The sequence below is a fragment of the Arthrobacter sp. MDT2-3 genome (assembly GCF_059090465.1).
On record NZ_JBNHFS010000002.1, the window covers coordinates 143,499 to 169,856 of the forward strand.

27 protein-coding genes are annotated in these 26,358 nt (G+C 64.3%); 4 read left to right on the forward strand and 23 right to left on the reverse strand.

Annotated features, from left to right (window positions below; translation table 11 throughout):
- Nucleotides 1–8: 8 nt before the first annotated feature.
- The 7 genes from nagB to AC5RUQ_RS06325 all read right to left on the reverse strand — a co-directional run bounded on the left by nagB (nucleotide 9) and on the right by AC5RUQ_RS06325 (nucleotide 7,481).
- A complete protein-coding gene (nagB, locus tag AC5RUQ_RS06295) occupies nucleotides 9–791 on the reverse strand; it encodes a glucosamine-6-phosphate deaminase (RefSeq protein WP_493946520.1) in 783 nt (260 codons plus the stop codon).
- A 60-nt stretch (nucleotides 792–851) separates the two neighbouring features.
- The gene (locus AC5RUQ_RS06300; protein WP_493946521.1) at nucleotides 852–2,423 is read right to left on the reverse strand and encodes a transporter; all 1,572 of its coding nucleotides are present in this window, start codon (nucleotides 2,421–2,423) and stop codon (nucleotides 852–854) included.
- Nucleotides 2,405–3,199 (reverse strand): ABC transporter ATP-binding protein, encoded by a 795-nt coding sequence (locus tag AC5RUQ_RS06305; RefSeq protein WP_493946522.1) that lies wholly within the window; start codon nucleotides 3,197–3,199, stop codon nucleotides 2,405–2,407. Before AC5RUQ_RS06305 ends, AC5RUQ_RS06300 begins: the two co-directional genes overlap by 19 nt.
- Before the next feature lie 136 nt (nucleotides 3,200–3,335).
- Nucleotides 3,336–3,578: a DUF3253 domain-containing protein gene (locus AC5RUQ_RS06310; protein WP_493946524.1), complete on the reverse strand. Its 243-nt coding sequence runs from the start codon at nucleotides 3,576–3,578 to the stop codon at nucleotides 3,336–3,338.
- 59 nt (nucleotides 3,579–3,637) lie between these two features.
- Nucleotides 3,638–4,735: an NADH:flavin oxidoreductase/NADH oxidase gene (locus AC5RUQ_RS06315; RefSeq protein ID WP_493946525.1), complete on the reverse strand. Its 1,098-nt coding sequence runs from the start codon at nucleotides 4,733–4,735 to the stop codon at nucleotides 3,638–3,640.
- Nucleotides 4,735–5,715, reverse strand: a complete 981-nt coding sequence (locus tag AC5RUQ_RS06320) for a co-chaperone YbbN (RefSeq protein ID WP_493946527.1) — start codon at nucleotides 5,713–5,715, stop codon at nucleotides 4,735–4,737. The genes AC5RUQ_RS06315 and AC5RUQ_RS06320 overlap by 1 nt, the downstream gene beginning before the upstream one ends.
- A gap of 53 nt (nucleotides 5,716–5,768) precedes the next feature.
- Nucleotides 5,769–7,481: a DUF8094 domain-containing protein gene (locus AC5RUQ_RS06325; RefSeq protein ID WP_493946528.1), complete on the reverse strand. Its 1,713-nt coding sequence runs from the start codon at nucleotides 7,479–7,481 to the stop codon at nucleotides 5,769–5,771.
- Nucleotides 7,482–7,672: 191 nt separating this feature from the next.
- Here AC5RUQ_RS06325 and AC5RUQ_RS06330 point away from each other — a divergent pair, with 191 nt between their 5' ends.
- Nucleotides 7,673–8,983: an AI-2E family transporter gene (locus AC5RUQ_RS06330; protein ID WP_493946529.1), complete on the forward strand. Its 1,311-nt coding sequence runs from the start codon at nucleotides 7,673–7,675 to the stop codon at nucleotides 8,981–8,983.
- A 37-nt stretch (nucleotides 8,984–9,020) separates the two neighbouring features.
- On the opposite strand, the gene AC5RUQ_RS06335 is transcribed toward AC5RUQ_RS06330, so the two are convergent.
- Both AC5RUQ_RS06335 and AC5RUQ_RS06340 read right to left on the reverse strand, forming a co-directional pair.
- Nucleotides 9,021–9,821 carry an alpha/beta hydrolase gene (locus AC5RUQ_RS06335; RefSeq protein ID WP_493946530.1) on the reverse strand — a complete coding sequence of 267 codons (801 nt, stop codon included), beginning with the start codon at nucleotides 9,819–9,821 and terminating at the stop codon, nucleotides 9,021–9,023.
- Between the two features lie 34 nt (nucleotides 9,822–9,855).
- A complete protein-coding gene (locus tag AC5RUQ_RS06340; RefSeq protein ID WP_493946531.1) occupies nucleotides 9,856–10,212 on the reverse strand; it encodes an Rv1322 family protein in 357 nt (118 codons plus the stop codon).
- A gap of 114 nt (nucleotides 10,213–10,326) precedes the next feature.
- Here AC5RUQ_RS06340 and nucS point away from each other — a divergent pair, with 114 nt between their 5' ends.
- Complete coding sequence (gene nucS / locus AC5RUQ_RS06345) at nucleotides 10,327–11,022, forward strand: endonuclease NucS (protein WP_256248592.1); 696 nt, start codon at nucleotides 10,327–10,329, stop codon at nucleotides 11,020–11,022.
- Nucleotides 11,023–11,346: 324 nt separating this feature from the next.
- The gene (locus tag AC5RUQ_RS06350; protein ID WP_011692441.1) at nucleotides 11,347–11,550 is read left to right on the forward strand and encodes a cold-shock protein; all 204 of its coding nucleotides are present in this window, start codon (nucleotides 11,347–11,349) and stop codon (nucleotides 11,548–11,550) included.
- A 164-nt stretch (nucleotides 11,551–11,714) separates the two neighbouring features.
- Here the strand turns inward: AC5RUQ_RS06350 and AC5RUQ_RS06355 are convergent, their stop codons facing one another.
- From AC5RUQ_RS06355 to AC5RUQ_RS06420, 14 genes are all read right to left on the reverse strand, one after another.
- Nucleotides 11,715–14,327: a bifunctional lysylphosphatidylglycerol flippase/synthetase MprF gene (locus AC5RUQ_RS06355; RefSeq protein ID WP_493946533.1), complete on the reverse strand. Its 2,613-nt coding sequence runs from the start codon at nucleotides 14,325–14,327 to the stop codon at nucleotides 11,715–11,717.
- Nucleotides 14,255–15,565, reverse strand: a complete 1,311-nt coding sequence (locus tag AC5RUQ_RS06360) for an alpha/beta hydrolase (RefSeq protein WP_493946535.1) — start codon at nucleotides 15,563–15,565, stop codon at nucleotides 14,255–14,257. Before AC5RUQ_RS06360 ends, AC5RUQ_RS06355 begins: the two co-directional genes overlap by 73 nt.
- 5 nt (nucleotides 15,566–15,570) lie before the next feature.
- Complete coding sequence (locus AC5RUQ_RS06365) at nucleotides 15,571–16,002, reverse strand: DUF2550 domain-containing protein (RefSeq protein WP_493946537.1); 432 nt, start codon at nucleotides 16,000–16,002, stop codon at nucleotides 15,571–15,573.
- A gap of 10 nt (nucleotides 16,003–16,012) precedes the next feature.
- Nucleotides 16,013–16,297, reverse strand: a complete 285-nt coding sequence (locus tag AC5RUQ_RS06370; RefSeq protein ID WP_256248588.1) for a F0F1 ATP synthase subunit epsilon — start codon at nucleotides 16,295–16,297, stop codon at nucleotides 16,013–16,015.
- A 1-nt stretch (nucleotide 16,298) separates the two neighbouring features.
- On the reverse strand, nucleotides 16,299–17,753 hold the full coding sequence (gene atpD / locus AC5RUQ_RS06375) for a F0F1 ATP synthase subunit beta (RefSeq protein ID WP_163162500.1): 1,455 nt from the start codon (nucleotides 17,751–17,753) through the stop codon (nucleotides 16,299–16,301).
- Between the two features lie 84 nt (nucleotides 17,754–17,837).
- Entirely contained in the window at nucleotides 17,838–18,728 is an 891-nt protein-coding gene (locus AC5RUQ_RS06380; RefSeq protein WP_307094618.1) for a F0F1 ATP synthase subunit gamma, read from the reverse strand.
- Nucleotides 18,729–18,801: 73 nt separating this feature from the next.
- Entirely contained in the window at nucleotides 18,802–20,439 is a 1,638-nt protein-coding gene (atpA, locus tag AC5RUQ_RS06385) for a F0F1 ATP synthase subunit alpha (protein WP_163162911.1), read from the reverse strand.
- A gap of 78 nt (nucleotides 20,440–20,517) precedes the next feature.
- Nucleotides 20,518–21,345, reverse strand: a complete 828-nt coding sequence (locus tag AC5RUQ_RS06390; protein ID WP_493946539.1) for a F0F1 ATP synthase subunit delta — start codon at nucleotides 21,343–21,345, stop codon at nucleotides 20,518–20,520.
- Nucleotides 21,345–21,896 (reverse strand): F0F1 ATP synthase subunit B, encoded by a 552-nt coding sequence (locus tag AC5RUQ_RS06395; RefSeq protein ID WP_050054630.1) that lies wholly within the window; start codon nucleotides 21,894–21,896, stop codon nucleotides 21,345–21,347. Before AC5RUQ_RS06395 ends, AC5RUQ_RS06390 begins: the two co-directional genes overlap by 1 nt.
- Nucleotides 21,897–21,949: 53 nt before the next feature.
- On the reverse strand, nucleotides 21,950–22,168 hold the full coding sequence (atpE, locus tag AC5RUQ_RS06400) for an ATP synthase F0 subunit C (RefSeq protein ID WP_011775261.1): 219 nt from the start codon (nucleotides 22,166–22,168) through the stop codon (nucleotides 21,950–21,952).
- A gap of 80 nt (nucleotides 22,169–22,248) precedes the next feature.
- On the reverse strand, nucleotides 22,249–23,049 hold the full coding sequence (gene atpB / locus AC5RUQ_RS06405; protein ID WP_493946541.1) for a F0F1 ATP synthase subunit A: 801 nt from the start codon (nucleotides 23,047–23,049) through the stop codon (nucleotides 22,249–22,251).
- Nucleotides 23,050–23,130: 81 nt separating this feature from the next.
- Nucleotides 23,131–23,469 carry an AtpZ/AtpI family protein gene (locus AC5RUQ_RS06410; RefSeq protein ID WP_493946542.1) on the reverse strand — a complete coding sequence of 113 codons (339 nt, stop codon included), beginning with the start codon at nucleotides 23,467–23,469 and terminating at the stop codon, nucleotides 23,131–23,133.
- Nucleotides 23,462–23,944 carry a Cg1360 family ATP-synthase-associated protein gene (locus tag AC5RUQ_RS06415; protein ID WP_493946544.1) on the reverse strand — a complete coding sequence of 161 codons (483 nt, stop codon included), beginning with the start codon at nucleotides 23,942–23,944 and terminating at the stop codon, nucleotides 23,462–23,464. Before AC5RUQ_RS06415 ends, AC5RUQ_RS06410 begins: the two co-directional genes overlap by 8 nt.
- Before the next feature lie 109 nt (nucleotides 23,945–24,053).
- The gene (locus tag AC5RUQ_RS06420; RefSeq protein WP_493946545.1) at nucleotides 24,054–25,166 is read right to left on the reverse strand and encodes an MraY family glycosyltransferase; all 1,113 of its coding nucleotides are present in this window, start codon (nucleotides 25,164–25,166) and stop codon (nucleotides 24,054–24,056) included.
- A 286-nt stretch (nucleotides 25,167–25,452) separates the two neighbouring features.
- Here AC5RUQ_RS06420 and AC5RUQ_RS06425 point away from each other — a divergent pair, with 286 nt between their 5' ends.
- Entirely contained in the window at nucleotides 25,453–26,349 is an 897-nt protein-coding gene (locus AC5RUQ_RS06425; RefSeq protein ID WP_493946546.1) for a glycosyltransferase, read from the forward strand.
- Nucleotides 26,350–26,358 lie beyond the last annotated feature (9 nt).

Sequence of the window (26,358 nt, forward strand, 5' to 3'; positions counted from 1 at the left end):
CCCTTCGGCTAGAGGCCTTGCCAGGCGGGTTTGTTGTCATAGGTGTGCCGGTAGAAATCAGCCAGTTTCAATGCCGAGGCGGCAGCTTCATCCAGCAGGACGGTGGCATGGGGATGGAACTGCAGCACGGACGCTGGGCAAATCGCGGACACCGGACCTTCAACGAACTCGCGGACAGCCTGTGCCTTCTGCGCGCCGGTTGCCACGAGGATCACATGCCGGGCATCCATAATGGTCCCCAACCCCTGGGTCAGTACGTGGTGCGGGACCTCGGCCAGGCTGCCAAAAAACCGGGCGTTGTCCCGGCGTGTCTGTTCGATGAGGCTCTTGATCCGGGTGCGGGAGGCGAACGAAGAGCCGGGCTCGTTGAACCCGATGTGGCCGTCGGTGCCCACGCCAAGGAGTTGCAGGTCGATGCCGCCCGCTGCCGTGATTGATTCCTCGTAGGCGCGGCAGGCCGCAAGGATGTCCGTTGCCGTACCGTCCGGTCCGTGGACGTTCTCCGGAGCGATGTTGACCCTGTTCGTGAACTCCCGCCGGATCACTTCCCGGTAGGACTCGGGGTGGCCCGCCGGCAGGCCCACGTACTCGTCGAGGGCAAAACCGGAGGCACGGCTGAAGTCCAGGCCGTCCCGCTCGTGGCGGGCAGCGAGTTCATCGTAGACCGGCAGCGGCGACGATCCGGTGGCAAGCCCCAGGACGGCATTCGGCTTGCGCCGGAGGAGTTCCTCGATGGCGTCCGCGGCAAGTTTTCCGATCTGCTTGCTGCCGTTGAGGATGACTACTTCCATGCTGTTCCTTCCGGGGCCGTTCAGGCGGTTACGGGTGGCTAGAAGCCGGCGGTTCACGCGTCAGCGGTTCACCGTGACCTGGGCCAGCAGTTCAGGGCCGCGGCCGTCCAGCCATTTTCCGCCCAGCCTGACACCGGCCACAAACAGGCCCACTCCCAACAAGAGCCCGACGGCAAGGTTCAGCCAGCCGAACAGGGGGTTTCCGGTCACCAGCTGTGCGATCAGGAGGGCGGCCTCCGGCAAAACCAGGACCAGCAGGACTCCCAGCCCGGCGAACTGGACTGCGAGGGTCTGGCCCACGTTTCCCGGGGGTTTTTTTAACGGGCTGTCACCCGGCAAGGGAACCGCCACCGTGTACCGGGCAGAGACCACGGAGGACAACCCGAGTCCCGTGAAGAGGATCCCCAGGCTCAGTCCCAACTGGCCGGGCAACGGGTCCCAGTCGCCGGTGAAGGCGGCTGACCCTGCGGCAAACACGAGTACCACCGGCAGTGCGAAGGCCAGGCAGGCCAGGGCGCGGCCCAGCCTGTCGTCAACACCCCGGACCCCGCTGGCCAGGTGCAGCGCGAAGGCGGTGTTGTCATAGGACACATCGGCAGAAATGGACCAGGCAAGGATGAAAGCCGACAGCGGCGCCAGGAATGCCAGGGTGCTGAAGTCACCGGCCTGGCTGCCCTGGAAGACAAGCACCACCGGAAGGAGCGGTATCACGATGAGCGAACCGGAGTACCGGGGGTCACGGAACCAGTACGTGAGCGCCCTCGCCATCACGGCGCCGGCCGGAACAGCGGGCAACAACCCGAGCAGCCCCAGCTTGCCACCCTTGCGCTTCCCGCTGCCTGAATAGGGCGGGGTGACCAGTGCACGTTCCAAAAGCAGCTTCCAGCACCAGGTCAGGCCGGCCAGCACTGCAACGGATAGGACCAGCTTCACCGCCGCCTCGCCGGGCCGGGCGGCGGCAATGTCACCGGCCAGGGACCAGGGAGCACCAAGGGGAGTCCACGACAACGTCCGGGCGAAATCCGGCAGGAAGCCGGTGGAGGCGGTGATTCCCCGCCCCACCCCTGCCACGATTGGGCCCAGGAGGACAAGGGGCACCATAAACGCGACGGCACTGACATCCTTGAAGCGGCGGGACGACGCGAGGCTCACCGTTGCCGTGGTCACCACTTTGGAGAGCACAATGCAGATCAGGACTCCCAACGCTGCGCCCACCAGAGCTGCAAGCGCGGGCAGGACGCCCCGGGACCACGTCACCACCGTGGACAGTGCCACCAGTGCCGTGGCCAAACCCGGAATACCGATCAGCCCGCCCAGCGCCAGCCCAGCCAGCATCTGCTTCATGGGGACGGCGAAGGTGATGAAGCGGGCTGGATCAAGGGTCATGTCCGTGGCAGCGGCCACCACCGGAATGATTCCCCAGCCCAGGACGGCCGCGGAGCCGCCGAGCACCACGGCTGTGTACACCAGCTCGTGTTCCGCCTGGCGAAGCAGGACGAGTACAACCACCAGCGTGGCAACGACACTGAGCGCATAAAGCCCTGCAAAGGCCATGCCCACCAGTTGCCATGGGCTGCGGCGGAGGCCGTTGCGCAGCAGGGTCAGTTTGAGCCTTAGAAGGTGCGCAACCATTCCAGCCCTTCCGTGTGGCTGCGGCCGCCCACCAGCTGGACGAACCGGTCTTCCAGGGAAACTCCGCCGCGCACCTCGTCGACGGTTCCTGCGGCCAGCAGCCTGCCGCCGGCCACGACTGCCACGTGGTCACACATGCGCTGCACCAGGTCCATCACATGGCTGGAGACGATCACCGTTCCGCCGGACGCCACGTAGCTGTCCAGGATGGAGCGGATGTTGGATGCGGAGACAGGGTCGACGGCCTCGAAGGGCTCGTCCAGCACCAGCAGCCTGGGCGCGTGGATCAGGGCAGACGCCAGGGCGATCTTCTTGGTCATGCCTGCCGAGTAGTCAACCACCAGCGTGCCGGCGTCCTGCGACAGGTCCAGGGCTGCCAGCAGCTCGCCCACGCGGCTGGCCACCACGTCCTTGTCCATTCCCCGCAGCAACCCGGCGTAGGTGATGAGCTGTTCGCCGGTCAGCCGGTCAAACAGCCGTACGCCGTCCGGCAGGATCCCCATCAGCCGCTTGGCCTCCAGCGGCCGGGCCCATACATCCACGCCGTGGACGAGGGCGGTGCCGAAGTCCGGGCGCAGCAGCCCGGTAGCCATCGACAGCGTGGTGGTCTTGCCGGCGCCGTTGGGGCCCACAATCCCAAAGAAGGAGCCCGCGGGGACGTCCAGGCTGATGCCGTCCACCGCAATCTTTTCGCCGAAGCGCTTGGCGAGTCCCCGGATGGACAGTGCGGCTACGGGACCGGCGGGCCGCGCCGGATCTGGTTGCTGAGCAGTCATGAAGCCAGACTAGCCCTCGGGATGCGGCAGCGGGGTCCTCCTGCAGGAGTAGCGTCAAAGGAGTAGGGAGGCGTTCTGCCGGCGCGGCAGGACCGGCAGAAGCAACTGCCGGAACCGGCGGAGCGGATTCCGGTTGCTACCGCACCTTCCGGATCCGGATGGGCCCTTTCGCCGTGGCGGGATCAACCACCGAACCGCCCTGGGTGATCTCCACCTCGCCGGCATCAACCAGCCGCCGGGCAGCCCTGCGGGCAGGCTCCATTAGGTCGCGCCACTTCTCATCGCCCACAGCACGGGCAGCATCCGACGGGCAAATGGTGGAAGTAGCGGCCCTGGCAGCCAAAAGTTCCAGGATGGTCGCTTCCAGCTGCCGGTCCACCCCGTCACCAGCGTCCTGCCCTCTTTCGCGCCGCCTCTGAATCATCCTGTGCACGGCTTTCAGAAAGTCCGCCGGGGCACGGCACGCTCGTACTGCGGCGCCCATCTAATGTCATGGCCCAGCTCGAAGGCCGCCCGCAGCCACCAGTGCGGATCCCGCAGGGCCGCCCTGGCGATAAAGACGCCGTCGGCCTGCCCGGTGGCAATGGCATGTTCGGCCTGGCCTGCGGAGGTCAGGAGGCCTACCGTTCCGGTGGGCACCCCTGCGTCCCTTCGGATGGCAGCAGAGAAGCCCGTCTGGTAACCGGGACCCGCCTTGATCTGCTGATGGGCAACGGCTCCCCCGCTGGAAACATCCACGAGGTCCACGCCATGCTGCGCTGCCTCGCGTGCCAGCCGCACTGAAGCCGCGAGGTCCACTCCGCCGTCGGCCCAGTCACTGGCGGAGATCCTCAGGAGCAGGGGCATTGAGTCCGGAATGACAGCCCGCACGGCGTCAACCACGGCAAGCATCAGGCGGTTCCGTCCGGCCTCATCCCCGCCCCAGGCGTCAGTCCGCGTGTTGATCAGCGGGCTCTGGAACTGGTGCAGGAGGTAGCCGTGCGCCCCGTGGATTTCCACCGTGTCGAAACCTGCATCAACGGCGCGGACAGCCGCGGCCGCGAAGTCGCTGACCACTCCGTCGATCTGCTTTCCGCTCATCACGGCGGGTTCGGCGTAGCCGTCAAACGCTGCCGGCGAGGGCCCCACAGTGGTCCACCCGCCGTCGGACTCCGGGACACTGCCGTGCTTGCCGGAGAAGGGCCAGTAGGTGGAGGCCTTCCGGCCCGCATGGGCCAACTGGACGCCGATTTTTGCCTCCGCCGCCCCGTGCCGGTGCACGAAGGACGTAATCCGCTGCCAGGCTTCGGCCTGGGCGTCGTTGTAGAGGCCGGCGTCACGGGGGCTGATCATGCCTTCGTGGTTGACGGCGGCAGCCTCGGTGAGGATCAATGCCGCGCCGCCGGCGGCGAAGGAACCCAGGTGCATCAGGTGCCAGTCGTTCGGAACGCCGGGCGCGGCGTCGGCCTCGCAACTGTACTGGCACATGGGCGATACCCAGCCCCGGTGCTGAAGCTCCAGTGAGCGGAGCTTCAGCGGCTCGAACAACGCAGACACTAGAAGAGCACCCTCGCGAGTGCCTGGCGGGCCTTGGCCACCCGCTCATCAGCGGCGCCCACCACATCGAAGAGCTCGAGCAGGCGGATCCGGGCGGTCTCGCGCTCCGGTCCGAAGTTCCTGCCAATGAAGCTGACCAGGCGGTTCAGAGCATCCTCCACATGACCGCCGGCAACGTCCAGGTCGGCGACGGCAAACTGTGCCTCCAGGTTGTCCGGCTCATTGGCCGCCTGCGCGCGCAGTGCTTCGCTGTCCTGGGCCGAGAGCGGCTGGAGGCGCGCCATCAGCTCCACCTGGGCCAGCCCCGCCTTCGCTTCGTGGTCGGCGGGCATCTCGTTCAGCGCCTGCCGGTACGCTTCTGCCGCTGCCGCATAATCGCCGGCTTCGATGGCGTCAAAAGCGGCCTGGTGCAGAGGCGGCAGCGGTGCCGGCTCCCCTTCCTGCGCAGCGCCGCCGCCAAGGCTTCCGGTCACGCCGTTTGCCGCCGCTACCTTCAGCAGTTCGTCAAAAAGGCTCCGGACCTGCTGTTCGTCCGCACCGCCCTGGAACAGCGGCACCGGCTGGCCCTTGAGTACCGCAACGGCAGTAGGCACGGCCTGCACCTGGAAGGCCTGGGCCAGCTGCGGGAACGCTTCGATGTCGGCGGCGCCGAGAACCAGCCGGCCGCCATAGCTGTTCACCACGCGTTCCAGGACGTCCAGCATGGTTGATGACTCGGGTGAGTAGGAAGCCCAGAGGGCGAAAACCACAGGCACCTGCGCGGACAACTCCACCAGTTGCTGGAAGTTGCCTTCGGTCACGTTGACTACCAGCTCGGGAGCGCCGGGCTGCGCTCCACCGGGTGCTTCCGGTCCCGACGGCGGCGCGGACGGGGCCGGGGCGGCCGGGCGCTGCTTCAGGGAGGAAAGGTCGACGGCGCCGCGCAAGTTAAGCAGGTTGGCAGCGGCAGGAGGGACTGGGCGGGAAGCTGGCGAACTCATGCTTTCCACTCTAGCCACTCCGGCCGCTGCCGGGGGTAATGCAGGTATGGCGTCTACTTGAAGCTGGCGCCCACCAGGCCGCGGGTGGCAGCCACAAGCTTCATGGGGTCGGTGGAGCCTGCCGGCGGAACGTATACCGCGACGGACTCGGCGAAGTTCAGGACCATGCCGGTGGTGGTTTCCTTGCCGCCGGCGAGAGCCGCAGCGTCGTCACCGATGGTGAGCTTATCACCGGCAGCCTTCGGCGTTCCCTCGAAGCCGAAGTTGATCCGGCCCAGGACCAGCGCACCGCCGTCTGCAGTCCGGAACACCACGGTGCTTTCGGGAACCACCTTGTGGGTGAAGGAGAAGTTTCCGTTCTCGCCTGCCTTGACCACCTCGGCCTGGTAGGACAGCGTGTCCGCGATGTACGGCGAGGACTCACCCTCCACCAGTTTGTCCTTGAAAGCCGATTCGGCGGAGGTGAGGCGGTCGGCGAGGCCGGACATGGCTTCTTCGGCGCTGTACAGCAGCCCGGTCTTGTCAGCGGCAGCAAGCGTTTCCGTACCGTCACGGTTGATGGTGGGGAAGGTGGTGCCCGGCTGCAGCGGATTCGTTTCCACCAGCTTGTAATTCTCGCGCGGAGAAGCCTGGACGAGCGTCAGCAGCTGCGGCACAACGTTGCCCTCGCCCTGGGTCACGGCAAGGACGGAGCGGGGCCACTCGCGATTGCTGGTGACCACGGTGGTAAGGAGCTTTGTGGAACGCACGGGCATGCGTGCCTCATAGGATCCCACCTGCGAGCGGATTTTGTAGTTCTGGGTCCGGACTTCAAGTTCTGTCCCGCCCACGCGGTCGGCCAGCTTGGAGGCATCCTTTGCTGCGTCACCGGCGTCAGCAGCGCTGGAGACCTGCTCCAGGATGCGGCGGAACTGGGCGTCCAGCAGAACCGGCGAACCGGACGGTTCCTGCGCGGCAGCCGAAGCCGTCGATGACGAACCCGGGGAAGGCTCAGGCGCCGGCGAAGTGGCGTTGGCGGCGGCGCCGGTTCCGGCCACGACGGCTGCAGCCACCACGCCCGCGGCGACCATCGTCACCCGCGAGGATGACCGCGTCTCAGTCCTGGCGCGGGCGCGCTGGGCAAAGCCGCTGCCCTGGGCGTCGCCGTCACCGTTGCGCTTGCGGGGGGAAAGCAGGGCCAGGACGATCCCAACGAGGATCAGGAGCGAGCCCAGCACCATCAGCGGGATGGCCCACGGGGTGGAGGTATCGTTCGGGAACGTCATGGAGATGGAGGCCGGAGCGGGCTGGGTCCCGTCTGAGGCCAGCAGGAGCGTCCAGTCGCCATCGGCGGGCGGTGTCCAGGAATATTCCAGCTGGCCGCTGGCGTTCTCCGTGGAAACCCAAAGATCGGAGCCGGCGGGGCTGGGCGTAGTGGCTTCGCCGTCGGCGTGTTCCACCTGAAGCGCCTTACCGTCCTCCGATACCCCCGTGACGGTGTTGTGGGCCGTCTGGCCAACCCAGGCATCCACATCGTCGGGACGCCCCGCTGCAAGGATGAAGTTGCCGTCGCCTTCAATGTTGATCTTGACGGTTCCGCCGTGCAGGGTGCGCAGGTTCCCGTCTATGACGGTCAGCGGCGCAGCCTCCAAATCGGCGGGCGCAGAGGCGGTGAAAGTCTCGGACGGGGCCCAGATGGTTCTCTGGCCTATGCCGGCCAGCAGTGTCAGGAGGCCGAGCAGCACGAGTGCGACTGCAGTCTTTAAACGCAAGGGAACACCTATCATCAGCGGGGGTTTACCTTCAATAGTAACGGTTTGGTTACCGGAGCCTTGGTTCCGCCGCCGGTAACACATCTTCCGCCGCCTCCGCGAGCGTCCCCTCAGCGGGTGTTGACAAGGCTGCTGATAGTGTTTGCGATGATCATCACACCGGCCCGCACCAGCGGCGCCACGCATCGAACAGGCCCTAAATTCCAGTGACTGACAAGACGGACGAGTCCTCCGCGGCACACGAGAATCCGGCGGGTGCTGAGCCTTCGGCACACGCTTCGCCGGAGCCTGTCCCGGTGCGCCGAAAGGGGGCCGCGGCGGCAGCCCTCGGTATGGTGGTCCGCCGCCTACGCCAGCCGCTGCCAGGGGCCCAGCCGAGGCTCCGCTTCGAAATGCCGCCGGAGTACTCGCACCAGGACAACCAGGTTGGCCGCGAGCCCGGGGAGGTAGAGCCCCAGTTCGGTGATCCCGGGCCCAGGATGTCACCGCAGCATCCCCTCTATATGGGTTTCATGGGCACCGTCGGCGTGGGGCTTGCCCTGCTCGTCTACTGGATCGGATCCAACACCACGCAACTGCTGTTGTGGATTGTTGCGGCATTGTTCATTGCCCTTGGGCTCGAGCCTGTTGTGGGCTGGCTCGAGAGCCGGAAGATCCCCCGCCCGGCAGGAATCCTGGTGTCCGTTACCGTGCTGGTAAGTGCCGTCGTCGGATTTTTCGCCACCCTGATCCCCACGATCGTTGAGCAGGTAACGGAGATTGTCCAGCAGGCGCCCATCTGGGTGCGGGACTTCATTGATTCCGAGTTCTTTCGCAGCCTTGATGACCAGTTCGGCGTCCGTGACCGGCTCACCGAGGAACTGGACAAGTTCGTCAATGATCCCGCTGCTGTGGGCGGAATCTTCGGCGGCGTGGTGAGCTTCGGGTCAACAGTGGCCAACGGCCTGTTCGGCACACTGATTGTCCTGGTGCTGAGCCTGTACTTCCTGGCCGCCCTGCCGGCAATGAAAAAGTGGGGCTACCGGCTGGCGCCGCGTTCCCGCCGGGCCCGGGTGGAGGCTTTGTCCGACGAGATCACCCGTTCCGTGGGCAATTATGTGATTGGGCAGGCCTGCGTGGCCCTGCTTAATGCCACCTTTGCCTTTATCGTGATGTCCATCGTGGGGATCCCCTTCGCCCTTTTGCTGGCGTTTGTGGTGGCGCTGCTCGCCTTTATACCCCTGGTCGGCGGTCTGATTGCCGGAGTGCTGGTTGTCCTCATCGCGCTGACCGAAGGCTGGCAGACCGCCGCTGTGTACGCCGTGTGCTACTTCGCGTACCTGCAGTTCGAGGCCTACTTCATCTCCCCGCGCATTATGCAGAAGGCCGTGGCGGTGCCGGGAGCGGTGGCAGTCATTTCAGTCATCGCCGGCGGCAGCCTGCTGGGTGTCCTCGGCGCGCTGATCGCCATTCCCACGGCGGCCGCTGTCCTGCTGCTGATCCGGGAAATCTACATCGTGCGGCAGGACAAGCACTGACCCGAGGGCCTGTTGTTCCTTACCTGGTCATTCCGGCCTAAGCCGGGGCCGTGGCCACCGGCCCGTCCCATTCCTGCGGCAGGCCGGTACCCCCGGCGTCTGCACCAGTGACCTCTTCCACAATCTCGTTCAGCACGCGCCCGGCGTACTTCTCCCCCACCCACAGGTGCTTCGCGCCCTTGACGCCCACCACGCGGGCCTGGGGCACCAGGCTGAAACGCCCTGCGGCGGCGTCCGGCTGCAGATAGTCATCGTGCTCCGGCACCAGCACCTTCAGCGGTTTTCCGGACTGCGCCCACTGCAGCAGGTGTGCATCCTTGGCCCGGTGCAGCGGCGGGGACAGCAGCACGGCGCCCTCGATCTGCGAGGCGACGGGCTCCGTTGCCCCGTACATCAGGGCCAGTTCGGTGCCGAAGGACCAGCCCACCAGCCACCGGTTGGGCAGGCCGCGTTCGACGGCGAAGCGGACCGCCGCCTCCACGTCGTGCCGCTCACCAACACCTTCCTCGAAGGCCCCCGTACTGGTACCCCGCGGCGACTCGGTACCGCGGGTGTTGAACCGGAGCACCGCGATGCCGGCGAGCGCGGGCAGCCTGTAGGAGGCCTTGCGGTAGACGTGCGAATCCATAAAGCCGCCGTGGGTGGGCAGCGGATGAAGGGTGATCAGCGTGGCCTTCACCGGCCCGGACTCCGGCAGTGCCAGTTCGCCCACCAGGGTATGGCCGTCCTCCGTCTGCAGCTCCACGTTTTCGCGCCGGGCCGGCAGGACAGTGGCGGCACGGATGGGAGCGGGACCGGTGGACTGGCTGAATTCGTACGACGCCGGATCAAAAGTCATGCCTGCCAGCTTAGCGACAGCTGCGGCCGGCCCCCTACCGGTAGCGGTAACTGCGGGTCATCCAGCAATTGGTGTGCCAGTGGCGCCGTTCCGCCAGCGCCGCAGCAGCGCCGAAGAGGTGGTCGTCCTTCCAGACCACCAGGTGCGCAACCCCTGGCAGCACCGCAGTGGAACACTCCGGGCAGATGTAGGTCTTTTCGGCGTTCCTGGCCGTCATGGTGCGGACCATCCACTCGCCGTCGGGAGCGCTTTCCCGCCGGGCGATGCCCGCCCGTGCACGTTCCAGGTCAAGCTCAGGGACCTCGCCGCTTCCCTTCTTTCCGGCCGCCCTGCCCGAACCGGCCCCGGCTTTTCCGGACACGGGACGGCGGGGACGGTTGGAACGCGGCATGCATCCATTCTGCCCCAGCACCAGCCTCCGCCGGTGCTGCCGGACGGGAACATCTCCGCCTTGCGGCCCTGCCCGGGGCAGAGGCGTGCGGCACCAGGCGGTAGTCTGTACGGCGTGCGACTTGTCATAGCCCGATGCTCTGTTGATTACGTTGGCCGGCTCAAAGCCCATCTTCCCCTTGCCACCAGGCTCCTCCTGGTCAAGGCGGACGGCTCTGTCCTGGTCCACTCCGACGGCGGCTCCTACAAACCGCTCAACTGGATGAGCCCGCCGGCAACGCTGCGGGTCTCCTCCCCCGAGGACGTGGACCTGGAACTCGGCGTCATCGAGCAGTGGACAGTGCAATCGGCCAAGACGGACGACCGGCTCATCATCAACATTCACGAGAAGCTCAGTGAGTCCTCCCATGACCTCGGCGTGGATCCTGGCCTGATTAAGGACGGTGTTGAGGCGGACCTCCAGCGGCTCCTCGCGGAGCAGATTGAAACGCTCGGTGAGGGCTACTCCCTCATCCGCCGCGAGTACTTCACCGCCATCGGACCGGTGGACATCCTGGCCCGCGACGCGGGCGGCGCCACCGTGGCCATTGAGCTAAAGCGCCGTGGCGACATCGACGGCGTGGAGCAGCTCACCCGGTACCTTGAACTGCTGAACCGCGATCCACTGCTGGCCCCCGTCCGGGGCATCTTCGCCGCGCAGCAGATCAAGCCGCAGGCCAAGGTCCTGGCGAACGACCGCGGGATCGATTGCGTCACCCTTGACTACGACGCGATGCGCGGCGTGGACGACAGCGAGTCCCGGCTCTTCTAACGGAGGCTGTCCCGGCCGCTCCCGAACCGTGCCACTGAGCCTTGAATATGCCCCAATTAGCCTCTGACAAGGCATTTAACCTTCTTTTTACCCAAATTTTAACCGTTTCTCCACGCAAACCGTTGACCTCCGCGGGGCAGCGTGAAATTCTTATCTCAGTCTTTGTGTAGGTGTTTTTCATGCTCGCAAGACATGTTGCGAGCGCGAAGCTCCTGCAGCGCTGGTCCCTTTCGGGACGGGCAATCCAGGATTCTTCTCGCGGAGTGACCAAGGCCGGCACGAGGTGTGTCGATCTTAAACAAGTTCCACAATGAGGAGAAATAAATGGCACAGGGAACCGTCAAGTGGTTCAACGCTGAAAAGGGCTTCGGCTTCATTACCCCGGATGACTCCGATGGTGATGTCTTCGTGCACTACTCGGAGATCCAGACCGGTGGCTTCAAGACCCTCGACGAGAACCAGCGTGTTCAGTTCGAAATCGGTCAGGGCGCCAAGGGCCCGCAGGCAACCGGCGTCACGCTGGTCTAGTCCCCGCCGCCCGGCCGCATAAAATGCGGCCGCCGGCAGCGAAACAATGATCCCCGGCAATTATGCCGGGGATCATTTTTGTTGAATTCCAGCTTCCGTCCCTGGGCATCACCACGCCGCCTTGTTCGGCCGGGGCCCACATTGTTGGGGCTAATTGGAAGAGTTCACTTCACCAATTTGCGTACCAGGCGCGCGCCTTGCGGAAGGGAAAGCCCGGGCAGGTAGGCACGTGTTAATGCCCGACCGATAGCTGGCAAGTGCAGGGGGTCCTGGTAATACAGGTAAAGGGCACGATACTCCGGCTTGAAGCGCGACTTGAATGCCGCCAGGGACCGGAATCCATACACCGGTTCCAGGGCATGCCCCACGAGGTCGAGGATGCGGACCAGGTTATCCGCCCGGGCCTCCCCGCTGGAATCATCTCCGGTTCCGGGTACGCTTGCCAGCGGAGAGCCGGAGAGGGAGATGACCTCCACGGACGTACGCAGCTCGAGTACCGCAGAGGCGATGAGGAACTCCATCACCCCCGGGAATCCCTCGGCACCCCGGCGCATGACGTCAAGGGTCCGGCTGACCAGGGTCCCGCCGTCGTACACGGGCAGCCAGCTGGTCACTCCATGGACGGTGCCGTGTTCGTCAACGGCGAGGCAGCACAGGACCTCCGGGTCATCGAGTTCATCGATGCCGCCGAGGGTGAAGCCCATTTCGGGGACCGTTTTTCCTGCCGCCCATTCCTCGGAAACTTCACTCAGCCGGGAGCGCAGCGCCGCGGGCAGCGACTCGTAAGATCCCCAGACGGCCCTGACGCCCAGCTTTGCAGCACGGTTCAACGCCGTGCGCACGTTCTGCCATTCCTTGCCCTTGAATTCGAGTTCGCGAATTGCCAGCCGTGTCTCCTGCGCCACCGCCACGCGGGAAAATCCGCGCTCCTCGAGCACAGGCCAGAGCGTGTCGTCGCAGGAGTAGAGGGCTGGAATCATTGCCTGGCGGCTGCAGTGGGCCAAAAACCCGGCGGTAACGTCCTTCTGGCCCTGCATTGGACCGAAGGCTCCACCAAGTGTCAGCGCCACGCTGCCGTGCCGCTGGAAAGCCACCGCACCCTTGCCGTCTGGACTGAACCAGTAGCTATTGGGTTCCCAGAGCGCCATCCAGGACAGCGGTCCGCCGCCCTGGTGAAGCAGGTTGCGTGCCTGGATCCTGTCCTGCCGTCCGGAATCGTTGCCATGGTGTCCGCCCAGCAGCGCCCACCATACGGCCGCCAGCGCAACCACCCAGAACACCGGTCCTGAGTAGGCAAAAAGGACAGCCTCCACACTGTTTCTGTCAGCGAAGACGCGGTGGTAGTGCTGCGGGATGGGAACCGGTACGTACTGCCGGGCCAGCTCCGCGAACAGGCCCAGCAGGCCGCCGTCGCGCGTTAATCCGCCCGACCAGAACCAGGCGGCCGCGTACGTTCCGGCAAGGACAAGCCAGGTTCCTCCCACCACCAGAGCCAGCGTCCGCCGCGCTGAAGGTAGCGTCTGCACGCGGAACTGCCGCCGGTTGAACCACAGGAGCGCTGCCAGCAGCAGGGGTACGCCAACCAGCGGAAGCACGTGGGCAAAAGCAGTTCCCATCGGCGGGGCGGACGGGCCCTGCAGCCGGGACGGCACCAGGGCGAACAGTGCCAGGTAGACGGCGGCCAGCGCCGTGACGGCGAGCTGGATGGCGAGCGCGATGTTCAGCGCAAGCCGCCGGCCGCGGCGCATTCCGTCGGCACAGATCAGCAGCAGGACCACCGGAACCACAGCAAGCGCAAGTCCGAATGGCCCGGCAAACCCTGCCCTGCCGGCTTCGAGGCAGGATGCTTCCACCGTGGCGCCGCAGTTGAAAGCCAGTTGGCTGAGCGTGGGCATGGGGTTCAGGACAACGTCGCGCAGAAGGGCCAGCGGGCCGGTGGGCGCCCGCGCTATTCCCGTGAGGATCGGACCCACCGCGAAGACGGCGACGGTGAGTGCGAGGAGGTTCCGGGCCTCCCGGCCGGTGGACCGGTGCCGGTGCAGGTGGCCGTGGTCACCCTGGATCCACCAGCCCGCCAGGAGTCCCAGGACGGCACCGAGCAGTCCGATCACCGTCTCCGCATGCCCAACGTAGAGAACCAGCAGGAGCGAGATGGACAGCACCCCTGTCCGCAACCGTCGCTGCCACAGGACAGGCAACCTGCCGCTGGCCGCGAGTGCCGCCGTCAGGATTGCGGGATAGGGACCGATCAGGATGTCGTCGGCCATGCGGTCCAGCCATCCGTCACCCGCGTAGTCTGCGAGCTGGGTCAGCAGCAGGAAAAGCGTGACGGCGGCAAACTGGCCGCCGAGGAAGAACCCCACCGCTGCTGGTGTTCCCATCCTGCGCTCGGCAAGGCCCAGGAGCAGGAGGATCATCAGGGACGCGGCAAGGTAGGCCAACGGGTTGGTGGCGAAGAAGAGGCTGGTGAACAAGGACCACCAGTTGCCGGCGCGCAGCCCCGGTCCGCTCACTCCTGCCACGTGCAGCAACTGCTCTGGCGGTCCGGCGAGGTAGCTGCCGGTGATTGCCCCGGTTGCCAGGAACAGCGCAAGCACAGCCACGGAGAACGGCATCGATTTCAGGGCGGCGATGATCCGGTCCCGTGCCGGTCGTCCAACTGTTGTCCAGGCCAGGGATGTTGTGCGGACCGGCTTTACGGAGGTCACTGTTGAAGTCCCCACCTGTCGGCAAGGAACTGCAGCGCGTCGGCGATCCGCTTCGAGGACGTGTCCCATGAGTGTCCGGTGTGTTCCACCTCGTGCGCCCGCACGGTGAAGCCGGCCTCCCGGGCGGCTGCGGCCAGGGTGTGCAGGTACGCCACGAATTCCGGGTCGTCCTGTCCTGCTGTCAGGTACACCGCGCTGGACTCGAAGCGGTGCTCTTTCATAATGGCAAGGGGCGTTTGCCGCTCAAACGCGTCCGGGTCCCCCGGGAAGGCGGCGTCGATGGTCTTCTGCCTCTCCTTGGCGATGGCCGGCTCGGCTTCCCCGGAAAAGGAGAGAACGGAGGGGAACAGGCCGGGGTGCCGGGTTCCCATTTGCAGGGCGCAGGTGCCGCCGAAGGAAAATCCGCCGATCGCCCATTGGTTGTGGTTCGTGTCAACGGCAAGGGTGGAGCTGATCCACTGGGGCACATCGCGCGACAGGTAGGTATCGGCCTTCGCTATCCGGCTGTCCATGCACATCGTGTTCGCGGACTGGGAGCCGTTCGGGTCCGGCACCACCACCACCGGGGCAATGCCGCCATGGGAAGCGGCGAAGGCCTCCATGTGGGCTTGCAGGGTGCCCCCGGTGAGCCAGTCCGCAGGCCCGCCCGGCTGGCCGGCCACCAGGACCAGCACGGGAAGGGCGGGGCGGTTTTCCGCGAAGTAGGCGGGCGGAAGATAGATATATGCTTCGCGGGTGTCCATTCCGGAAAGGACGGCGGGAATGACAGCCTTTCGGAGCACTCCCCCATCCGGCATATCACCTTGCGGTGCCCACCCAGGGAGGGGAACGCCGTCGGCCTCCCCCGGCTGCCGCTTGAGGTCCGCCTCGAGGGCCGGGATCCGGGCCAGCGCCGTGCCCAACAAGTCGCTTACTGTGCGGTTGAGCCCGAAGTAGGCATTGATCTGGACGGATGAAAGGGCTGCCACCAGAAGCACGGCCACCAGGCCGGCTGCGCGGCGGTTCCAACTGCTCCGGGGCAGCCTGAACAGGAGCAGGATCACGGCGGCGACGCCGGGTACCACCCACAGCAGGACCGGATCCGGAATGTTCTCCGGGAATACGGAAAAGACGTTGATGAGTGCCCAGTGGACGGTGGCCACCAGCGCGTAGGCCACGGCGGCAGCGGCGATAGCGCGGAAGATCCAGCGGCGGGCGGGAATATGAGGGGGCGGGGCCAGGAGATACACGGCACCGGCAACGCCCAGGGCAAAGGAAAGCCAGTACACCGGGCCGTCGGTGATCCGGAGGTCGTAGAGCCAGTCCACGTTGGCTAGCGCCAGGTACCCACGCCGATGACCGGCCCGGCCTCAAGCCAGGACGAGAGGCCGGCGTAGGCGTCAAATTTCATGGCAAGGCGAAGGTCCTGCCCCTCATACCGCAATTCGACAATCACGACGTCGGGCTGCACCTTAACTGCCTCGGCTTCGGTGGGCTTGCGACGGCCCAGCAGTTCGAGCGAGTGCCGCTTGAACTTGTGCTTGGGCCGGACACTCAGCGAGAGCAGCCGGAACCACTCAAGGTCGTTGTCCTGATAACGACAAACCCCCATCTGCCAGCTGTTTCCAGCCATGCAAATGGAGGCGTCCACCGTGCCGAGGGCACGCCGCAGATTGAAGCGGCGCACCCCCGAAAGGCACAGTGCAAAAATCAGCAATCCAAAAGCGATTGCTATGGCGATGAACGGAAGACTCGGTGCGTCCATCAACTTGGTGCTAGCGGATCCCAGCGGTAGCCGAGCCGCCCAGGTGGGCGTTGTCAGCAACAATAACCACGCGGTTGTTGTCGACGGAGAAGAATCCGCCGTCAACATCTACGGCAATACGGTCACCGGACACCGGCTGGATGGCCAGTTCACCCTCGGCCAGGATCGCCAGCAGGGGCGAGTGGCCGGGCAGGATTCCGATTTCACCATCACTGGTGCGGGCCTTGACCATCTTGGCCGCTCCGGACCAGATGAACCGGTCCGCTGCGACAATCTCAACCTCAAGCTCAGCCATATTACTTGGTCTGTTCCTGGATCTTGGCCCACTGGCGCTCAACGTCATCGAGGCCACCGACGTTGAAGAACGCCTGCTCCGCGATGTGGTCAAGGTCGCCGTCGCAGATGGCGGTGAAGCCTTCGACGGTGTCCTTGATGGAAACCGTGGAGCCCTCGACGCCCGTGAACTGCTTGGCGGTGTAGGTGTTCTGCGAGAGGAACTGCTGGATGCGGCGCGCACGCGACACAACAATCTTGTCCTCTTCAGACAGTTCGTCAACACCGAGGATGGCGATGATGTCCTGGAGTTCCTTGTTCTTCTGCAGGATCTGCTTCACACGGACAGCCGTGTTGTAGTGGTCCTTGCCGATGTACTGGGGATCCAGGATGCGCGAGGTCGACGTCAGCGGGTCAACAGCCGGGTACAGACCACGGGAGGCGATTTCACGGGACAGTTCCGTGGTCGCGTCGAGGTGCGCGAAGGTGGTTGCCGGTGCCGGGTCGGTGTAGTCATCTGCGGGAACGTAGATGGCCTGCATCGAGGTGATGGAGTGGCCCTTGGTGGAGGTAATGCGCTCCTGCAGGAGACCCATCTCATCAGCAAGGTTGGGCTGGTAGCCCACAGCCGAAGGCATGCGACCGAGGAGGGTGGAAACCTCGGAACCTGCCTGCGTGAAGCGGAAGATGTTGTCGATGAAGAGCAGCACGTCCTGGTTCTGCACATCGCGGAAGTACTCCGCCATGGTCAGTGCGGACAGCGCCACGCGCAGGCGCGTTCCCGGCGGCTCGTCCATCTGGCCGAACACAAGGGCGGTGTCCTTGAGGACGCCTGCCTCTTCCATTTCAACCCAGAGGTCGTTACCTTCACGGGTACGCTCGCCCACACCGGCGAACACGGAAGTGCCACCGAAGTTGCGGGCAACACGGGTGATCATTTCCTGGATCAGAACGGTCTTGCCCACGCCGGCGCCGCCGAACAGGCCGATCTTTCCACCCTTGATGTACGGGGTGAGGAGGTCGATGACCTTGATGCCGGTTTCCAGCATCTCGGTGGAGCCTTCAAGGGACGCGAAGCTCGGGGCCTTGCGGTGGATAGGCCAGCGTTCGCTGATCTGCAGCTCGGCCTCGGTAACGTCCAGGGGCTGGCCCAGGACGTTGAAGATGTGGCCCTTGACGCCGTCGCCAACGGGTACGGAAATGGGGGCACCGCTGTCCACTACGGACGTTCCGCGGACAAGTCCGTCGGTAGCCTGGAGGGAGATGGCGCGCACGAGGTTGTCGCCCAGGTGCTGGGAGGTCTCGAACGTGATGGTCTTGGTGACTCCGTTGAGGGTGATCTCGGTAGTCAGGGCGTTGTAGATGGACGGAATTGCGTCAGCCGGGAATTCGACGTCGACAACCGGGCCGATTACGCGCGCAATGCGGCCGGTAGCACCGGACGTTGCGGCTACGTGTTCGGTAGCAGTGGCAGTCATCTCTCTCACTTCACTCAGTAGATGGCGTGGGTTTAAGTTTATCTGTGGTGGTGCAGGTCCAGCGGAATCCGAAGGCGGTGCAGGCTACGACGCAAGGGCGTCGGCGCCGGCAACAATCTCGGAAAGCTCCTGCGTAATTTCAGCCTGGCGGGCCGTGTTGCGCAGACGCGTGTACTTCTTGATGAGGTCCGTGGCATTGTCGCCTGCGGACTTCATGGCACGCTGGCGCGCAGCAAGCTCGGAAGCCGCTGCCTGCAGCATGGCCGCGAAGATGCGTGACTCGATGTAGCGCGGCAGCAGAGCGTCAAGTACCCGCTCAGTTTCCGGCTCGAACTCGTACAGCGGCAACAGGTCCGACTCAGAAGCAGCCTGCTCTTCCACTACTTCCAGCGGAAGCAAGCGGATGACCGTGGGCTCCTGGGTGACCATGGACTTGAAGCGGGTGTACACCACGTGGATTTCGTCCACGCCGCCCTCTTCAAAGTCGGTTGCGAAATCGGCCAGCAGTGCTTCGCCGACCTCGCGCGCGGTTGTGAACTCGGGTGCGTCGGTCCCACCAGTCCAGACCCGTGAATACTCACGGTTCCGGAACTCGAAGTAGGCCTGCGCCTTGCGTCCGACGAGGTACGTCTTGACTTCCTTGCCTTCAGCGTGGAGCAGCTCGTTGAGACCCTCCACCTGCTTGAGCACGCTTGCCGAGTAGGATCCGGCCAGGCCACGGTCCGAGGTGATTACCAGGACGGCGGCGCGGCGGATCTGCTCCGGCTCAGTGGTCAGCGGGTGGTCGATTTCGCTTTGGCTGGCGACAGCAGAAACGGCGCGCGTGATCGCGTTCGCGTAAGGCAGTGAAGCTGCTACGCGCGCACGGGCCTTGCCGATGCGCGAGGTAGCGATCAGTTCCATCGCCTTGAAGATCTTGCGCATCGACGTGGTCGAGCTGATCTTCTGGCGGTAGACCCGAATCTGGGCTCCCATACTTATCCTTTCCTAACATTCCGTAGACCGGGTGTGCCGGACCCTGTGGGCCCGGCACACCCGGTCAGTGGAACTAGCGCTTCTGCTTAACGATTTTTTCCTGGTCGACGTCGCCCTCGGAGATAGCGCTGTGCTCCTCGTGGCCGGCGCCTACCAAGTGGTTGTCACCCTCACCGAAGAAGCCCTTTTTGAAGTCCACGATGGCGGACTTCAGCGCTGCTGCGGTGTCATCGTCCAGTACGTTGGTCTGCGCCAGCGTGGTGAGGATCGAGGACTTGTGCGTGAGGTGCTCCAGGAACTCCGACTCGAAGCGGCTGATATCCTCAACCGGCACGTCGTCGAGGTAGCCGTTGGTGCCTGCCCAGATGGACACAACCTGGTTCTCCACCGGGAACGGGGAGTACTGGCCCTGCTTGAGCAGTTCCATCAGGCGTGCGCCGCGGGTCAGCTGCTGGCGGGAAGCGGCGTCCAGGTCCGAGGCGAACATGGCGAATGCCTGCATGTCGCGGTACTGGGCGAGGTCCAGCTTCAAGGTACCGGAGACCTTCTTCATGGACTTCACCTGGGCGGCGCCGCCCACGCGGGACACCGACACACCAACGTCAACAGCGGGGCGCTGGTTGGCGTTGAAGAGGTCCGACTGGAGGAAGATCTGGCCATCGGTGATGGAGATCACGTTGGTCGGGATGTAGGCCGACACGTCGTTGGCCTTGGTCTCGATCAGCGGCAGGCCGGTCATGGAACCTGCGCCCAGCTCGTCGGAGAGCTTTGCACAACGCTCCAGCAGGCGGGAGTGCAAGTAGAACACGTCGCCCGGGTAGGCTTCGCGTCCCGGCGGACGGCGGAGCAGCAGCGACACTGCACGGTAGGCCTCAGCCTGCTTGGACAGGTCATCAAACACGATGAGGACGTGCTTGCCCCCGTACATCCAGTGCTGGCCAATGGCCGAGCCGGCGTACGGTGCCAAGTACTTGAAGCCTGCGGGGTCGGAAGCGGGAGACGCCACGATGGTGGTGTACTCCAGTGCGCCGTTGTCCTCGAGGGTCTGGCGGATGGCGGCAATGGTTGACGCCTTCTGGCCGATCGCCACGTAGATGCAGCGGACCTGCTTGGTCACATCGCCCGAAGCCCAGTTGGCCTTCTGGTTGATGATGGTGTCGATCGCAATGGCGGACTTGCCGGTCTGGCGGTCGCCAATGATGAGCTGGCGCTGGCCGCGGCCGATCGGGATCATGGCGTCGATAGCCTTGAGTCCGGTCTGCATCGGCTCGTGCACCGACTTGCGCTGGGTCACGCCGGGAGCCTGGAGCTCCAGTGCGCGGGTGGTCTCGGCCTTGATCTCGCCGAGGTCGTCGATGGGCACGCCCAGCGGGTCAACAACGCGGCCGAGGAAGGCGTCGCCCACGGGAACGGACAGAACCTGTCCGGTGCGGTGGACTTCCTGGCCTTCTTCGATGCCGGTGAAGTCGCCGAGGATGATGACGCCGATTTCGCGGACGTCGAGGTTCTGGGCCAGGCCCAGGGTGCCGTCCTCGAAACGCAGCAGCTCGTTCGCCATGACCGAGGGAAGGCCCTCAACACGGGCGATGCCGTCACTAGCGGTGGTTACGCGGCCGACCTCTACGCGTTCTGCGTTTCCGGGTTCGTAGGACGCCGCGAACTCGTTCAGCGCATTACGGACGTCGTCGGCGTTGATGGTCAATTCGGCCATCTGCAGTCCCTGCTCTCCTGTTTTGTGATCACCGTTGCGATGACCGGGGTTTCTATCAGTTTTGTTGTGCTTGTCCGGCTAGCCGGCCAGCTGGCGCTGCAGCTCGCCCAGGCGGGTGATGACCGAAGCGTCAAGCACTTCGTCACCAACCTGGACGCGGATGCCGCCAATGAGTGCCGGGTCAACATTGACGTTGACCTTCAGTTCCCGCCCGTACATTGCATTCAGGCCCGCCTGGAGGCGTGCAAGCTGCGTGGGTGTCAGGGGACGGGTCACGCTGACCGTTGCAATCCAGCGCTGCTGCCGCTTGGCCGCCAGTTCGGCGAACCGTTCCACCAGCCGGGTGGGCTTGATGCCGCGGGGCTGGGTGACCGCCTGCGTGATGAGGACCTTTGCTTCCTCGCTCACGCCGGGCACCAGCCTCTCGGCCAGGGTTGCCTTGGCTGCAGCGCTGGCCTGTGGTTCGGACAGAGCACGTTGTACCTCGTGGTTGGAGGCAACGGCCTGGTTGAAGGAGAACAGATCGTTCTCCAGCTCCTCCAGGCCAGAGATTCCGGAGGCAGAAACGGCCGACTTGTTTTCAGCAACGGAAATGACCACCGTTGCGGCAAGAGTCTCGAGTGCATCGCCGATATCCCGTGCGGTTGCCCAGCGTGAGCTGGCCAGTCCGCCCGCGATCTCTGCAGCATCAGCGGAGACTTTTCCGCCTACCAGCTGCCTGACCAGCGCCGACTTTTCGTCACCGTTGCGGGACGGGTCAGTCAGGGCGCGGCGCAAGCCAGCCGAGCTGTCCACCATTCCCAGAATTCCGAAGAGTTCCTTTGCCAGCTGCAGTGACGCCGTCGGAAGCTTCGCTTCCAGCTCGGCCAGCCCTGTTGCCAGCGATTCGCTCGATACGCCTGCCATTACTTAGCTGCACCTGCGTTCTGGGTCTCCAGATCTGCCAGGAAGCGGTCCACTACCCGTGCTGCACGCTCGTCATCGTTCAATGATTCCCCGACGATGCGGCCGGCGAGGGTGGTGGCCAGGGTGCCGACCTCCGAACGCAGCGACACAACGGCCGCCTGGCGCTCGGATTCGATCTGGGCATGGGCCTGGGCCGTGATGCGGGCAGACTCTGCAGCTGCCTTTTCCTTAAGATCCGCGAGGATCTGGGCACCTTCGGCGCGGGCTTCCTCACGGATGCGGTTGGCTTCGGCGCGGGCGTCGGTCAGCTGCTGCTTGTACTCTTCGAGTGCAGCAGACGCCTCAGCCTGGGCCTTTTCAGCCTTTGCAATGCCGCCTTCGATAGCCTCGGCACGCTCGGCGAAGGTCTTTTCGAACATCGGGACAACGAACTTGACCACGATGAACATGAGGATGGCAAAGCCCACGAGGACAACGCCCATTTCCCAGACATTGGGAACCAGGGGGTTGACTTCGCCCTCAGTGGCGGCTGAGATGATCAGCTGATTCATATTTCACCCGTCCTTATCTACTCGGTTCTGAATGTTCGCTAAGTTCCGAAGGACTAGCTAAGAACGAAGGCGAAGACGAGACCCAGGATGGCGAGGGCTTCGGTCAGCGCAAGGCCGAGGAATGCGATCGGCTGCAGCACGCGCTGTGCTTCCGGCTGGCGGGCAACGCCGTTGATGTAAGCAGCGAACACGAGACCCACACCGATACCACCGCCGATGGCCGAGAGGCCATAGCCGATGAGGTTGAGGGAGCCGTTAATGGTGCCTTCCATTTTTCTTCCTTTCAAGATGCCACCCATGTGGCAGGTTGTTTGGGTTGCTATCATCCCCGCGAGGGGAAGCTTAAGGGTGCCTAGTGGCTGTCGGCGTGGATTGCGCCTTCGATGTAGATCGCAGTCAGCAGGGTAAAGACGTAGGCCTGCAGGACCATGATCAGGGCTTCAAGCATGTACATGGCGATGGCGCCTGCCAGGACCAGGAGCGAGGTTCCCTTGAGCAGGATGTTCTCCTGCATGATAAGGAACTCGATGCCATAGCCGGCGATCATCACGATGAGGTGTCCTGCGAGCATGGTCGCGAACAGACGGAGGCTGTGCGTGACCGGACGGACGATGAAGTTGGAAATGATCTCGATCGGGATAACGATCGGGAGGATGTACCAGGGGACACCGGAGGGCACGGTGGCCAGCTTGAAGTAACGGAGTCCGTTCTTCTTGACGCCGATGGCGATCCAAGTGAAGTAGACGATGCCCGCCAGCACATACGCGCCGCCGACGTGCGAGAACGTGGGGAGCTGGAAGAACGGGATGGCGCCGTAGATGTTGTTCACCAGGATGAAGAAGAAGAGGCTGAACAACAGCGGGACGTACTTGATGAAGTCCCTGCCGCCGATGATGTCCTTGGCGATTCCGTTGCGGACGAAGCCGTAGGCGGCTTCGCCGGCGAACTGGAGCTTGCCGGGTACCAGCTGCTGCTTGCGTGCGGCGAGCACGAAGAAGACGGCGATAAAGACAACAGAGAGGAGGACCAGCAGCATCTGCTTGGAGAATCCTTCTGCGGCACCCCACGGCAGGATTGCCGGCAAATGCATTTCGTTAATTCCAGGAGGAGTAAACTCTCCTGAATCTTGGGCCGGGAGCGCAAGCGCGATCAACGCGTTTCCTCTCTGCAGTGTCCATCATTGGGCGTTGGGCGGGGACCGGCAGCCTGACGGCCTGCTGTTCCCCCTGTGAAATTATTTGGCATTAGTGTCGCCGTCCTGGGACGGCCCGCTGGCAGCATGGCGCTCCCCAGCATTTTTGCGAGAACTGGTAAGGCCATGCATGTGGGAAAGGTAGAAACCTCCGACGGCTCCAAGCAGAGCGCCTGCGAGCACGATCCAGCGCGTTCCCCACACGTAATCCAGTCCCCACCCTATCAAACTCCAGACGATGATTCCGCCAATGATGTAGCTGAATACGGCCATGCCGGCGTTGTATCCGCCGCTGGTTCCGTCGCGTGATACACCGGGGGCAGAGCCGGATGATTGGCCCGTTCCGTTGGTGCCTTTGCTTGGCTTGTCTGGATCACGCATCGCGGGTTTCCTTGGTTTCTGGATCGTTGTAGATCTGGAGGCGGGCTTTGCTGAAACCGTAGATTTCAGCAGCCTGCCACAGGACAACAGCGCTGACCGCGCCGATCAGGAACCAGCGTTCGTGCAGCCACTCCGGGGTGCCTATGACAAACAGGACCGCCGCGAAACCCACGACCTTGATGAAATAGGTGGCGACGAACACGCCGATTGCACCGGACGGATTGTTCCGGCCTACGTAGTGGCCTACCAGGAGGCTGATGCCAAAGAACAGCATCACCAGCACTCCCCCGAAGGCGCTGGACAGAGCCCCATTAGCGCCGTTAAGCGGAAGGGCGATCACGGAGCAGACAACCAACGCTGCCGCGCCGGCAAAGGCACTGACCCGCAAGAGGTGGAGCCAGAGTGATTTGGTGGGTCCAGAAGCACCAACGGGTGAGCTGCCGGACGCGGGTCCGGACTCGGCGTTGGAGGTCATTCGATCCCAATCGTCGGCACCAAAAGGCAGTTAGCCAGGAGGCAGGTTGGAGGGGCAGCTTTGGCTGCCCCTAAATTCTACATGAGATAGAAATATTTCTGCACAGGGGTTACGCCCGGGTTTCCTCGCCCCGCCGGGCCAGGTACGGCCAGGCGGTGATGAGGCCCATCACCAGCGTGGCGAAGATGTCCACGGACAGCACGATTTGCCAGGGGAAGATCGCGAAGGCCAGTCCCCCGAAGGACAGGATGCCGGTCCAGAGGTACATCAGGATGACAGCGGTGCGGTGCGAGTAGCCGATGTCCAGCAGCTTGTGGTGCAGGTGGCCCCGGTCTGCGGACCAGGGCGAACGGCCCCGGGCAGTGCGCCGGACCACCGCTAAGCCAAGGTCCAGTAGCGGCAGGAAGAGGACGGCGAACGGAAGCAGGATGGGTATCACCGTGGAGATACCGTTGGCCCGGTCGTAGAGGCCCGAGGTGATTTGACCTGTGGACACCACACCGGCTGAGGCCATGAGCAGGCCGATCAGCATTGCCCCGGAGTCACCCATAAAGATCTTGGACGGAAACCAGTTGTGGGGCAGGAAGCCCAGGCAGCTGCCCACCAGGACAGCGGTAATCAAGGTGGCGAGATCCGAGTAGTCCAGCAGCACCGCGTTGCGGTGGACCCAATACGCCGTGAAGAAGAAGGCCGTACCGCCGATGACCGCCACTCCGGCCGCCAGCCCGTCCAGGCCATCAATGAAGTTGAAGGCATTCATGGTGGTCACGATCAGACCGGCGGTCAGCACTACCCGGAGGGTCTCGTTTTCCAGGTAGATGGGCTCAGGAACCCACGGGACAATGGTCATCTGGACTCCCCAGATGGCCACTGTGAGGCCGGCGGCGCTTTGGCCAATCAGCTTCACCCACCAGCGGATGTCCAGCAGGTCATCCGCGACGCCCACCAGGACGATGACGGCTGCACCGGCGAGCACGCCCCAGGGCGAGAAGTTGTTCCGGTAGATGTCCTTAACAAAGAAGGACTGGCTGGCCACGATGAGCGCCACCAGGATTCCAAGGAAGATGGCCACGCCGCCCAGCCGGGACACGGGAATGGAATGCATGTCGCGGCTGCGGATGGGCAGGTGCAGCTCCAGCCGGTGGCCGACGATCCGGGCACCCCAGGTGGCAAAATAGGACACCACGGCAGCGGTCAGCCCCATCAGCAGGTACATGATCATGGGGCGATGGCCGATTCAAAGGTGTTACTTAAGCCGGACAACCGTATTGGTGGATGGTCCGAGGTCGGTGGGCTCACTGGCCGGGAATCTGTTCTTCGATAAATGAAACTTCTCCGTCGCCGAGCGCGCAGCAGGCAGTGCGTTTTTTCTTGTACGCGGTGCCTTACAGGGCTGTATTACAGTGGACTCTAGTCAAAGATACTAGCGCCAACAGCACCATGGCTTCGCGCCACACTGGCGCATTGCGAGCGGGGAAATCCCTGTCAGCCATGCTGAAAGGACCCCCATGACCCCCCGCGTAGCAGTTGCCGCCGTGACATTCGACCGGCCGAAAGAACTTGCTGTCCTGCTGGATTCGATCAACAACCAGACGGCACCGGTGGACACGATCTGCCTGGTTGACAGTGGCAAAACGCCGGCACTGGACGTGGCCGCGAAGCACCCGAACGTTGACTACGTCCGTTCCGAAGCAAACCTCGGCGGCGCGGGCGGCTTCTCCCTGGCCGCGCTCAAGGCGGTCGCCAGCGGCGCCAGATGGATCTGGATGATGGACGACGACGCCGAACCGGCCGATCCGGAATGCCTCGCCACGCTGCTCCGGGAGGCTGAGGCGCGCGACCTGGAGGCGGTGGTTCCCTTGGTGACAGCGCCCGGCCAGCCGGACCGGCTTTCCTTCTTCTTCCGCCTGGACGGCAAAGTCACGCACAGCCGTGCCGAGGTGGAGAAGATCGGCTTCCTTCCGAACGACGGACACTTTTTCAACGGCGCCCTGATCCGTTCTGACGTCTTCTTCAAGGTGGGCCTGCCGGACATGCGCCTGTTCATTCGCGGCGATGAGGTGGATTTCACCATCCGACTCCGCAAGGCAGGCGTCCGCTTCGGCACGGTGACCACAACCGCAATCACGCATCCACACGCATTTACCGAGACGCAGCACGTATTCGGGGCCCGCTGGCACGTCATTGTTCCGGAGTCCGCCTTCAAGAGGTACTACTACTACCGGAACCGCGGCTACCTGATCCGCCGCTATTTCCGCGTCCGGTCCTTCGTGGCCGACGTCGGCGGCTACCTGGGCTATTTCGCACAGCGTCGGGACCTTCCTGGATTCCTGGGCTGGGCCAGGTCCTTCACCACCGGCCTCCGTGGCAAAGGCTTCGCGCCGCTGGAGGACCAGAAGTTCTAGGCTGCAGCT